This is a genomic window from Nioella sediminis, from assembly GCF_001879695.1.
GTDB classification, from domain to species: Bacteria; Pseudomonadota; Alphaproteobacteria; order Rhodobacterales; family Rhodobacteraceae; genus Nioella; species Nioella sediminis.
Genome location: NZ_MNBL01000145.1, coordinates 1 through 10622, shown reverse-complemented (window position 1 = coordinate 10622; position 10622 = coordinate 1). Strand labels below are relative to the sequence as shown.

The 10622-nt window shown below is 65.7% G+C and carries 11 protein-coding genes; 3 read left to right on the top strand and 8 right to left on the bottom strand.

What is annotated here, in order from left to right; genetic code table 11:
• Nucleotides 1-23: 23 nt before the first annotated feature.
• From BKY26_RS16465 to BKY26_RS16440, 6 genes are all read right to left on the bottom strand, one after another.
• Nucleotides 24-1025 (bottom strand): glycoside hydrolase family 3 N-terminal domain-containing protein, encoded by a 1002-nt coding sequence (locus BKY26_RS16465; protein ID WP_071691469.1) that lies wholly within the window; start codon nt 1023-1025, stop codon nt 24-26.
• Nucleotides 1026-1031: 6 nt separating this feature from the next.
• On the bottom strand, nt 1032-2000 hold the full coding sequence (locus BKY26_RS16460; protein WP_071691468.1) for an SPOR domain-containing protein: 969 nt from the start codon (nt 1998-2000) through the stop codon (nt 1032-1034).
• A gap of 123 nt (nt 2001-2123) precedes the next feature.
• Nucleotides 2124-3854, bottom strand: a complete 1731-nt coding sequence (gene argS, locus BKY26_RS16455; RefSeq protein WP_071691467.1) for an arginine--tRNA ligase — start codon at nt 3852-3854, stop codon at nt 2124-2126.
• 278 nt (nt 3855-4132) lie between these two features.
• Nucleotides 4133-4528 carry a hypothetical protein gene (locus tag BKY26_RS16450; protein WP_071691466.1) on the bottom strand — a complete coding sequence of 132 codons (396 nt, stop codon included), beginning with the start codon at nt 4526-4528 and terminating at the stop codon, nt 4133-4135.
• A 58-nt stretch (nt 4529-4586) separates the two neighbouring features.
• Nucleotides 4587-5729, bottom strand: coding sequence for a deoxyguanosinetriphosphate triphosphohydrolase (locus tag BKY26_RS16445; RefSeq protein ID WP_071691465.1), 1143 nt, complete (start codon nt 5727-5729; stop codon nt 4587-4589).
• A 93-nt stretch (nt 5730-5822) separates the two neighbouring features.
• Nucleotides 5823-7262, bottom strand: a complete 1440-nt coding sequence (locus BKY26_RS16440; protein WP_131541912.1) for a hypothetical protein — start codon at nt 7260-7262, stop codon at nt 5823-5825.
• 176 nt (nt 7263-7438) lie between these two features.
• Between BKY26_RS16440 and BKY26_RS16435 the strand changes: the two genes are divergently transcribed.
• Nucleotides 7439-7768, top strand: coding sequence for a HesB/IscA family protein (locus BKY26_RS16435; protein ID WP_193600204.1), 330 nt, complete (start codon nt 7439-7441; stop codon nt 7766-7768).
• 96 nt (nt 7769-7864) lie between these two features.
• The gene (locus BKY26_RS16430) at nt 7865-8269 is read left to right on the top strand and encodes a SpoIIAA family protein (protein WP_071691463.1); all 405 of its coding nucleotides are present in this window, start codon (nt 7865-7867) and stop codon (nt 8267-8269) included.
• Between the two features lie 5 nt (nt 8270-8274).
• On the opposite strand, the gene BKY26_RS16425 is transcribed toward BKY26_RS16430, so the two are convergent.
• Together BKY26_RS16425 and BKY26_RS20820 are read right to left on the bottom strand one after the other, a co-directional pair.
• The gene (locus BKY26_RS16425; RefSeq protein WP_071691462.1) at nt 8275-9531 is read right to left on the bottom strand and encodes a hypothetical protein; all 1257 of its coding nucleotides are present in this window, start codon (nt 9529-9531) and stop codon (nt 8275-8277) included.
• 18 nt (nt 9532-9549) lie between these two features.
• Nucleotides 9550-9678, bottom strand: coding sequence for a hypothetical protein (locus BKY26_RS20820; RefSeq protein ID WP_281249844.1), 129 nt, complete (start codon nt 9676-9678; stop codon nt 9550-9552).
• A gap of 144 nt (nt 9679-9822) precedes the next feature.
• Between BKY26_RS20820 and xth the strand changes: the two genes are divergently transcribed.
• The gene (xth, locus tag BKY26_RS16420) at nt 9823-10605 is read left to right on the top strand and encodes an exodeoxyribonuclease III (protein ID WP_071691461.1); all 783 of its coding nucleotides are present in this window, start codon (nt 9823-9825) and stop codon (nt 10603-10605) included.
• Nucleotides 10606-10622 lie beyond the last annotated feature (17 nt).

Here is a 10622-nt window from a genome sequence, read left to right as displayed (position 1 = left end):
GAGCGGGTGTGTCAGGCCGGCCCTTATGTCAGAAGCGCTGACAGCTCCGCCAGTGCCTCCGCCTCGGACAGATCACTGGCGGGGCGACGGCTGCCAAGGGCGCGACCAAGCCGCTTCGAAGCGGCTTCCCCCAACCCTCCTGCCGCCGCAACGACCTGATCCATCTCTTCGCGCTTGCCGTTGCAATGCAGCGCCACATCACAGCCTGCGGCAATTGCCCCGGCTGCCCGGTTGCCGATCCCGCCCGGCAGCGCGTTCATCGACAGATCATCGGTCATCAGCAGCCCGTCAAACCCGATCTCCTTGCGGATCAGCCGGATCATGACAGGGCTGAGCGTTGCGGGGGCATCGGGGTCGATCCGGTCAAAGACCAGATGCGCGCTCATGCCCCAGTGCAGATCGTTCAGCGCCCGGAAGGCGGCGAAATCCGTCCTGTCCAGCGCCTCTCGCGCGGCGGTCACATGCGGCAACTCGTGGTGGCTGTCGAGCGTTCCCAGCCCATGGCCCGGCATATGCTTCATCACCGGAAACACCCCGGCATCCGACAGTCCCTCGGCCACGGCGCGCGATATTTTCACAACGGTTTCAGCATCTTCCCCGTAGCAGCGATTGCGCAGGAAAGGGTGCGTCTGATCCCGCGCGATATCCGCACAGGGCGCGCAATTGCCGTCGATGCCAAGCGCCAGATGTTCCCGCCCGATAAGATAGCTGCGCAGATACATCGACCGCGCCGCGCGCTCTGGTCCGGCCTTGGCCACCTGATCCAGAGGCGGTAGCCATTCGCGCCAATGCGGTGCGCGCAGGCGCTGCACCCGGCCCCCTTCCTGATCCACGAAAATCGGCGTGTGCCAACCCACGGCGTCGCGCAGATCGCCGGTCAGTCGCCGTACCTGATCCGGCGTGTCCACGTTGCGGGCAAAGAGGATGAACCCCACCGGGGCCACATCCGCAAAAAACGCCGCCTCCGCTCGCGAGAGTTGCGGGCCGAGACAGCCGAGGATCGTGGCGCTTTTCGCGGCGTGCACGGGGGTTTAACGCACGGTGACGGGGATACAGGGCGCGCCCTGGGCATTCAGCGCGGTGCAGAAGCGGCGGGCATCCGACAGGTCATCAAAGCCATGCGCGCGCAGGCGGAAGAAGGCCCGCCCGCCGGACACCGCCCGCTGGATCACCCGATCCTTGTCGCGGAAGAAATCCGGGTAGAGACGCGCCAGCCGGGCCCATTCCTCTCGCGCGGTCTCGGCGTCGTCAAAGGCTCCGAGTTGCACCAGCCGGGTGCCGGTCGCCAGCCCTTCCGGGTCAAGCTCGGTCACGTCAGCCGAGGCAGATGGCGTGGACACGGGCGCGGCCGGGTCCAGCGAGGCCACCAGCACCACCTCTTCCGGGCGGCTGAGCGGCCTCAGCGAGCGGCTGACACCGGGAATGGCGGCGGAGATCACCTCGATCACCGGGCGCGGCGACCCGGCGAGCGCCTCTGCCACGGCGGCCTCCACCGGGTTTTCGGCAGCGGCAACGTCGGGCTCGGCCACGGGGTCAAGCGGTTCCAGCGGCGTGGCCTCTTCCAGAAGCCGGTCGATCAGCGCCAGCGTTTCCTCGCCCGCGCTGTCCGCAGGCGCGGTGCTGTCCGCCGGAAGGCTGGCAGAGCTCAGGTCGATCTCTTCGATGTCCAGCGGTGCCGGGGCCAGTACGATCCGGTCTGCGGCCGGCGCGGCCTCCGCCCCTTCCGTAATGCGGTTCACCGCCAACCCCTGATGGTCTGCCACGGTGCCGCCGGGGTTTTCCGGGGCCACCCGCATCGGCCCTTCCAGCGCCCGGATCACCGGCACGCCAGAGACATCGCGCACCGTCAGTTGCCAGGCCCAGATCGCCAGCCCGACGATCAGCGCCACCGACATCAACGCACCGATCCAGTTCACGATAATGGACATGCCCGACGCGGCGGTTGCGCCCTCGGTGTCATACCGGGACGCGGGTTCATCATAATACTCAATATCTGCCATGCCTGCCCTCGCTTCCCGGCATGGGCAGTCCGCATAAGGCGCGGCATACCGGGTATTTCATAGCCTGCTCGATCCCCGGCCTTCGCTTTTTCGATGAACGCCCCGTTATGTTCGGGGCTGCCCTCAGCGCATTTCTTCGACCGGTGTCACGCCCAAGATACCAAGACCGTTGGAAATAACAACCTGAACGGCACCGATGAGGGCAAGTTTTGCTTTCGATGCAACAGGGTCGTCCTCCTGCAGGAAGCGCAGGGCGGGTTCGGCGTTGCCTTTGTTCCACAGCCCGTGGAACTCGCTGGCCAGATCATAGAGGTAGAAGGCCACGCGATGCGGCTCGTGGCTGGCGGCGGCAATCTCCACCAGGCGCGGCCATTCCGCCAGCTTCGCGGCCAGCGCGAACTCCGCCGGATGGGCGATGGAAGACAGGTCGGACGCATCGGCGGCAATCCCCGCCTCCGCGGCCTTGCGCATCACCGAGCAGATCCGCGCATGGGCGTATTGCACGTAGAACACCGGGTTGTCCTTGGATTGCTCGCGCACTTTATCCAGGTCGAAATCCAGGGGAGCGTCGTTCTTGCGGGTCAGCATGACGAAACGCGTCACGTCCGCACCCACCAGGTCCACCACATCGCGCAACGTCACGAACGTCCCCGCCCGCTTCGACATCTTGAAGGGCTGCCCGTTCTGGTAAAGCTTCACCAGCTGCGTCAGCTTGATATCGAGAGGCACCCGCCCCGACGACAGCGCCGAGACAGCCGCCTTCATCCGCTTGACATAGCCGCCATGGTCGGCCCCGAACACGTCGATCAGCGCATCGAAGCCCCGTTGCACCTTGTCGTAGTGATAGGCGATGTCGGGGGCGAAATAAGTCCAGGCCCCGTCCGATTTCATGATCGGGCGGTCCACGTCATCGCCGTAATCGGTGGATTTGAACAGGGTCTGTTCGCGCGGCTCCCAATCCTCGGGTGTCTTGCCCTTGGGGGGCTCCAGCACGCCCTTGTAGATCAGGCCCTTGGCCTTCAGATCCTCGATCGCGGCTTCGATCCGGCCCGTGCCGTAAAGCGACTTCTCGGAATAGAACAGGTCCATCTTCACGCCGAGCGCGGCCAGATCCTCGCGGATCAGCGCCATCATCGCGTCGGTGGCGAAGTTGCGTACCTCCACCAGCCAATCGGCCTCGGGCTTGCCCACATAGGCATCGCCCACTCTGGCTTTCAGCGCCTCGCCCACCTCGATCAGGTAATCGCCCGGATAGGTGCCATCCTCGAACGCCACTTCCTGTCCATGGGCCTCTAGGTAGCGCAGGTAGACGGAGCGCGCCAGCACATCGACCTGTGCGCCACCATCGTTGATATAGTATTCGCGCGTCACCTCATGGCCCGCAAAATCGAGCAGCGAGGCCAGCGCGTCACCAAACACAGCACCCCGCGTGTGGCCCACATGCAGGGGGCCGGTGGGGTTGGCGGACACATATTCCACGTTGACCTTCTGTCCCTGCCCCATGCCGGAGCGGCCATAATCCGCGCCCTCCGCCAGCACACCGGCAATGACACCCCGCCAGGTCGCCTCCGACAGCCTCAGGTTCAGAAAGCCGGGCCCCGCCACTTCGGCGGTCTCGATCCGGTCATCGCCAGCCAGCCTGCCAGCCAGTGCCTCGGCGATGTCGCGCGGCTTCATGCCCGCAGGTTTCGCCAGCACCATCGCCGCATTCGTCGCCATATCCCCATGCGCCGCATCGCGCGGCGGTTCCACGGCGACGTTCTTCATGTCGAGCCCAGAGGGCAACGCCCCGTCCGAGGCCAGCGCCTCAAGGCTTTCGATCACAAGCGCACGGATATCGGCGAAAAGGGTCATGTCACGGGTCCTGTCTGATTGGCCGCGGGTTTATCACGGGCACCGCCAAGGTCAATCACCGAGCCGCCCCGCCCTTTCATCTTGGCAAAAATACCTCGGGGGAGGAGCGAAGCGACGGGGGCAGAGCCCCTGCCATCCGCGCCACAGACGGCACCGCCCACCATCCGCATCGCTCTGGCCACATTCCCGTGGCAACACGGCCTGACGAGGCCTCCCGCGAAGCGGGAGGTTGAGGAAGGCCGTTGCCCGGTCGACGCGCGATGCGCGGCGAAACCGCGTTACTTGCTGGACCCGCCCGGTGCAGGCGGTTCCGGCTCGTAGGAAGTCACCGGCCCGCAATAGGCATAGACCCCGGCCCAGTGCTCCTGCACGAAGACCACATCATTCTCCCAACCCGGCATGATCATATAACGCGCGGTCCAGGTCTCGCCCTCGCCCGAACATTGCGCGTCATAGAGCCAGGCCCCCTCCATACCCCGCACCGCTTCCGGGTTCGACACGGTGCAGGCGCTTTCGTAGAACAGGATCTGCGACCCGTTCAGCTCCATCCCGCCATCGGAATAGGGGTTGCCGCTGCAACTATTCAGCTCATAGCGCCCTTGCGGCAGGTTCTGGGCCATACTGGCACTTGCAGCCAGCGCCAGGACACAGACCGATGCAATCATCCGGATCATCGAAAACTCCTTTCGGGACAACTCTTGCCAAGAAGCAGAGCACGCCCCGCGCCGCCTGTCACGCGTTTCCGATCAGTTCGCCATGCTGTTGCAGCGCAAATCGGTCTGTCATCCCGGCGATATAATCCGCGACCAGCCGGGCCCGCGCCACCTCATCGCGGGCCGCTTCCACGTCCTGCTTCCATTCCTCGGGCAACAGTTCGGGCCGCGCCATGTAGAGCGGGAAGAGCTCTTCGACCACCCGTGTCACACGGCTGCGCATCTCGACCACCGAGGGCGCGCGGTACATGCGCGAGAAGAGGAAGGCGCGGATCTCCTTCAGATCCGTAAAAAGCGCATCCGAAAAGCGCACCATGGGCCGCCCTGCGCCGCGAAGCTCTTCGACGCTGTGCGGGTCCGCATCCGCAAGCCGTGCGCGCGACGTGTCGATCACGTCACCGACCATCACCCCGAAAACCCGCCGCAGCGCCTCGGCCCGGCGGCGTTTTCTGTCCAGCCCCGGCCAATCCCGGTCCACCTCCGCATAGGCCGCGCCCACAATGGGCAGCTCCGCCGCCTCGGCATCGGTGAACAGTCCCGCCCGCAACCCGTCGGCCAGATCGTGGTTGTTATAGGCCACATCGTCCGAGACGGCAGCCACCTGCGCCTCGCCGCTGGCATGGGTGTCCAGTTCCAGATCGTGGCGGGCGTTGTAATCGGCCAGCGCGAAGGGCAGCGGCGCGGGCACCGGGCCATTATGCTTGGCGATCCCTTCCAGCGTTTCCCAGGTCAGGTTCAGCCCGTCGAAGCCTGCATAATTCCGTTCCAGCGAGGTCACGATCTTCAGCGCCTGCGCGTTGTGATCGAAGCCGCCATAGGGGGCCATCAGGGCGTTCAGAGCATCCTCGCCGGTATGGCCAAAGGGCGTGTGTCCCAGGTCATGGGCCAGCGCCACCGCCTCGGTCAGATCCTCGTTCAGGCCAAGGGCGCGGGCGATGGTGCGCGCCACCTGCGCCACCTCGATGGAATGGGTCAGCCGGGTGCGGAAATAGTCGCCTTCGTGTTCCACGAAGACCTGCGTCTTGTGCTTGAGACGCCGAAAGGCACCCGCGTGGATGATCCGGTCGCGGTCGCGCTGGAAGGGAGAGCGGAAGGCGCTCTCTTCCTCTGTGAACAGCCTGCCACGGCTTTCATCCGGGTTGCAGGCATAGGGTGCTGCCATCGCCCCTGCCTCCTTCTGCCTTGTGGTTCCCGCGGCTCTCTGTCCGCTGTTATCCTTGGGGCTATAGCAGCGGGCGTGGCAGCTGACGAGGGGTCACTCGGTCAAGAACCAGCCGATCACGGTCGAGACCAGCGGGCCGATCACCGGCAGCTGCGCGACCGTGCTTTCCAGAAAGCCCTGTGCGGCTTCCGCCACGAAGGCCCGCCCCTGCAACATGCGCTCCAGCTCTCGCGAGCAGTCGGCGCTGCCGGTGACGGATTGATCGTTATTGGCAATGGCCGCATTGAGCAGTTCGAGACAATCGGCCGCCTGATGGATGCCCGCCGCGCTTTGACCGGCCAGCCCGGAGGCCGCCCCGAAAGCGCCCGCGAAAATCGCCGTCGGCGGGCGCTGTCCGGCCAATGCAACGGCGCTGCCGACCTCCGAAATGATAACGCGCAGTTCCCGGACTTCCGGCACCGCATCCTCGCTGACACCAAGCGTCAGCAGGCTGGCATGCAGCACGGACACGAAGCGCAGGGCAGGCGAGTTGGGCCGGGTCGGGTCGATCAGGTCGTTGCGCAGGCGGATCAGGCGGCGGGCCTGCGCCAGAAGCGCGGCGATCACCTCCTCCCGCTCTTCCTCTCCGGCCACGGCGGCGGCCCCGGCGGCCAGTCGGGTGTCGTGCAGCAGGTGATAGGTCAGCCGGTCCTGCGCGCGGGCCAACAGTTCTGCACGGGCACGGCTGTCATCCGGCAGCGCATCGGCCTCGTCGAGGATCACGGAAACCGGCTGACGCAGCAGATCGGTCCGATCCGCCAACAGCTCAATCAGCTCTTCCAGCGCATCGGCAGCGGCAGGATCGGTCAGGCGGATCAGGGCCGCGGTGCTGGCCGCAAGACGGCGGTGGTCCCCGGGCGCAGCATGTGCAACGGCCCGCGCCAGCGCCTCGGCCTCCGGACGCGGGTCGAGGGGGCCGTCCTCGCGCGGGAAGATCTCCAACCGACCGATCAGGGCATAGTCCGGCCGGTCCAGCGCGGGCAGAACCGCGCGCGCGGCCTCCCACTGATGCAGGCCATTGAGATGGGCGCTGACGGCGCGGGCCTCTGCCTCGGCCTCCAGCCAGTCGCCGATCTGGTCATGCAGCGTTTCGAACCGGTCGAGGGCGGGGCGCAGGACCGCCTCGGCTTCATCCGTGGTGTAGCGCCCGGCGCGCACGGCGCGTACCCATCCCGACAGGGTGCGGTCAGCGCTGCGATAGAGCGGGCGCAGATGCGACCAGGACAGGAACAGCCCGCCGGAAGAGGATGAGAGGTAATCATACCCCTCCTCCGTCACGCCCCGCCGATCGAAGACCGCCCGCAGAGTGTCGTCGGATACGTCGAGATCATACAGCCGGTCATGGGCTTCATAGAGCAGCGCAACGCGGTCCCGGATCGCCTGGATCGGCAAGCTGTCGGTCTGAGCAGCGGCTGGCATGGTCAGGGACAGGACCGCGACCAGAGCGGACAGGACGAAATGGACAAGGGTGGATTTGATGCGGTGCGGGTGCATGTCGGACCTTTCCTGGCGTGACCAGAACACCGGATCATTCCCAGCCTGGCTGCCCATATGTCGCCCCGTCGGTCGCCTGGGTTCAGGTTGTGAACGTCACTCTCTTGTGAGTGGATGTTACACGCCCTATTTTTGTATCACACGCCCAGATTCAATCCGACCCCGGAACCCTGCCCATGCTGACCCTGCCCCCGAAAGTCACCGACCGCGCCTTTGCCCGGATCGCCGAAATCAACGCGGCCTCGGGCGAGGAAAAGGCCCTGCGCGTCGCCGTCGAGGGCGGCGGCTGTTCCGGGTTCCAGTACGAAATCACGCTCGACGCGCCGTCCGAGGATGACCTTGTGCTGGAAGGCAGCGGTCAGAAAGTTGTGGTAGACAGCGTGTCCCTGCCCTTCCTGTCGGATGCGGTGATCGACTTCACCGAGGAACTGATCGGCGCGCGGTTCACCATCGAGAACCCGAACGCCACATCCTCCTGCGGGTGCGGCACCTCTTTCTCGATGTAGGGGGCGGGCGGGCAATCCGGTCACGGCTTGACACCGATCAAGGCCCGACACGCCCATAGCGCGCAGCATGGGGACAGCCGATAAAGGAGCTGTCCGATGACCCAACCCACATTCACCGCAACGCTCGACGCCCCGAACCTTCTGGTCATGGACGTCACGGGACAGATGGATTCTGTGGCGATGGAGATCGCGCTCACCATGCTGGTGCCGGTGGTCAAGGACATGCGCCATGGCGCGGCGCTGCTGCGCGCCGAGGGGGTGGAATGGCCGACACTTGGCGCGATCGGGGTCGAGTTGCGCCACTGGGGGCAACTGATGGCGATGATCCGCAAGGTGGATAAGATCGCGGTGCTGACCGATCAGGGATGGGTCAGGAACCTTGCCGCCGTGGAAAGCCTGTTGGTCCCGAACCTCGAAATCCGCTCCTTTGCGCCAGATGCAGAGGCTGACGCGCGGGCCTGGCTGACGGGCGGCGCACCGGAAGACGGGGGCACGCCGTAACCTGCCTAGTCCGCTTCGGGCAAAAGGGTTTCCACAAGGCCGAGCGATGTGCCCGACCCGATCAACGCATCGGCGCGTTCGGCCATGTCGGCGATGCTGACATAAAGGCTGATATCCCCTGCCCCGGAACCGGCGTGCAACAGCGCGGCAAGGGCCTCATCCACCAGGTCCGCGGCCTCCGCGTCCGAGTTCTGCGCCGCTTCCGGCAGGGGCGCGGGCGTGGGCATGGTCGAGGGCGGGATCATCGGGGACGCTGCGGAATACCCGCTGCTGGACGCTGTCATCTGGCGGGTCGGACTGGCATCGGCGGTGACCATGCGGTCGAGCGCGCCCCCTTCGGCCTCGGCCCCGGCGCGCAGGTGGTCGGCGCGGCTGTCCAGCCGGGCGGCGGCATGGCCAAGCAGCAGGTCGCGCAGCGGCCCCGGTTCGGTCAGGGCGGCCATGCGGATCAGCGGCGCAACCGGCTGCGCGGCAAAACCCTCGCGGGTGGCCAGCGTGGTCAGGCTGCGTTCCAGCTGCACGTCACCGGGCAGGCCGAACAGCTCTTCCAGCAGGCGCGCCTCGATCAGCAGAGCCCGGCGGCGAGCGGGGCTGGCCGCCCCATCGGCCACAAGGCCCTCGGCCCGCGAAGCAAGCCAGGCAAAGGCCATGTCGGCGGTCGTCGCATCGGGGCTGTCAGGCGTTGGCACGGCGGGGATGATCTGCAAGGCGGCAATCGCCGACGGATCGGGGCTGAGTGCGACGCCCCAGACCGCATCGGCCTCGGACAGCGCATGGTAATAGAGCGCATCGCAGCAGCCGATTTCCTGCGCCAGATCGGTCCACAAGCCACGTTCGGCCATACGTGCGACATCGTCTTCCAGCCAGTCGGGGATATGTCCGGCAATCACCGCGACCTGTTCCACGGCGGGGGCCAGCGCGGCCTCGGCCTCTGCGCGGGTAATGCGGCCTTCGGTCAGCGCCTCGTCCCAGGTATTCAGGGTCTGAAGCTGGGTGGAAAAGAACGTATCATGCTGCGCCCAACGGTCCTGCAAAAGCTGGCTCCAATTGTCGAGATAGCGGCGGGAAAAGACAATGTCGCTTTCGATGAAAGCGCGGCTGAGCTGACCCCGCACGATGCCGAGCGCCGGGGTGGATGCAGCCGCTTCGCGCAGCGCGGTCAGCTCGGCGCGGTAGCCCGCGACAAGCGAATCCTCCTGGGCCCGCGCGGCAAAGGGCAGCGCAAGCAAGATGGCGATGATAAGGACGGTCTGTCTGATCATGGGTCTGGTCGCTCGATATTATTGTTGTGCCGAGATCTCCACGCCGGGGACCAGCGGTGCAATGTCTGCCGCCGCGTCATCATCGGCCATGACCCGCATCGGCAGGAGCAGGAAGATCACGAACAGGACAGTCAGGAAATTACGCATGGGTCTGGTCCACTCTTTGGGTCACGTCGCTTGAATTAATAGTGTCACATTGACACTTTAATGGCAACCCCCCTTGGCTTTGCCGGCCAGACCGGCAAAAATGAGTGCAATATCTGTACATTGAACACGAACAGGACCCGCGCCATGAAGATCGCCACCTTCAACATCAACGGAATCAAGGCGCGCTATCCGGCGCTGTGCGACTGGCTGGACGAATCACAGCCCGACGTGGCGCTGTTGCAGGAGATCAAGTCGGTGGATGAAAACTTCCCCCGCGAGATGTTCGAGGAACGCGGCTATAACGTGGAGACCCACGGGCAGAAGAGCTTCAACGGCGTTGCCATCCTGTCGAAACTGCCGCTGGAGGACGTCACGCGCGGCTTGGCCGGCGATGAGACGGACGAACAGGCCCGCTGGATCGAAGCGACGGTGGTGGGCGAGGCCCATGCGGTGCGGCTCTGTGGGCTGTACCTGCCCAATGGCAACCCCTGCCCCGGCCCCAAATACGATTACAAGCTCGCGTGGATGGCGCGAATGGAGGCGCGCGCGCGGGCGCTGCTGGCCGAGGAAATGCCGGTGGTGATGGCGGGCGATTACAACATCATTCCCCAGGATGAGGACGCCGCCCGGCCCGAGGCCTGGAAAGACGATGCACTGGCCCGGCCCGAAAGCCGCGCCGCCTATCGCCGGATTCTGAACCTCGGCTTTACCGAAGCGTTCCGCGCCCGGGTGGCGGGGCCGGATCACTATTCCTTCTGGGACTACCAGGCCGGTGCCTGGCAGCGGAACGATGGCATCCGCATTGACCACCTGCTGCTCAGCCCGCAGGCGGCGGATCTGCTGGAGGAGTGCCAGATCGACAAGGACATCCGCGCGCGGGAAAAGCCGTCGGACCACGTGCCGGTCTGGATCGACCTGGCAGCCTGATATACCGGGATTTCGCC

Excerpts from the sequence above, each read along its gene's own strand:
- BKY26_RS16445 (WP_071691465.1), bottom strand. The coding sequence starts at position 5,729 with ATGGCAGCACCCTATGCCTGCAACCCGGATGAAAGCCGTGGCAGGCTG.
- BKY26_RS16440 (WP_131541912.1), bottom strand. The coding sequence starts at position 7,262 with ATGCACCCGCACCGCATCAAATCCACCCTTGTCCATTTCGTCCTGTCC.
- BKY26_RS16460 (WP_071691468.1), bottom strand. The coding sequence starts at position 2,000 with ATGGCAGATATTGAGTATTATGATGAACCCGCGTCCCGGTATGACACC.
- BKY26_RS20820 (WP_281249844.1), bottom strand. The coding sequence starts at position 9,678 with ATGCGTAATTTCCTGACTGTCCTGTTCGTGATCTTCCTGCTCCTGCCG.
- BKY26_RS16450 (WP_071691466.1), bottom strand. The coding sequence starts at position 4,528 with ATGATCCGGATGATTGCATCGGTCTGTGTCCTGGCGCTGGCTGCAAGT.
- BKY26_RS16425 (WP_071691462.1), bottom strand. The coding sequence starts at position 9,531 with ATGATCAGACAGACCGTCCTTATCATCGCCATCTTGCTTGCGCTGCCC.
- xth (WP_071691461.1), top strand. The coding sequence starts at position 9,823 with ATGAAGATCGCCACCTTCAACATCAACGGAATCAAGGCGCGCTATCCG.
- argS (WP_071691467.1), bottom strand. The coding sequence starts at position 3,854 with ATGACCCTTTTCGCCGATATCCGTGCGCTTGTGATCGAAAGCCTTGAG.
- BKY26_RS16435 (WP_193600204.1), top strand. The coding sequence starts at position 7,439 with ATGCTGACCCTGCCCCCGAAAGTCACCGACCGCGCCTTTGCCCGGATC.
- BKY26_RS16430 (WP_071691463.1), top strand. The coding sequence starts at position 7,865 with ATGACCCAACCCACATTCACCGCAACGCTCGACGCCCCGAACCTTCTG.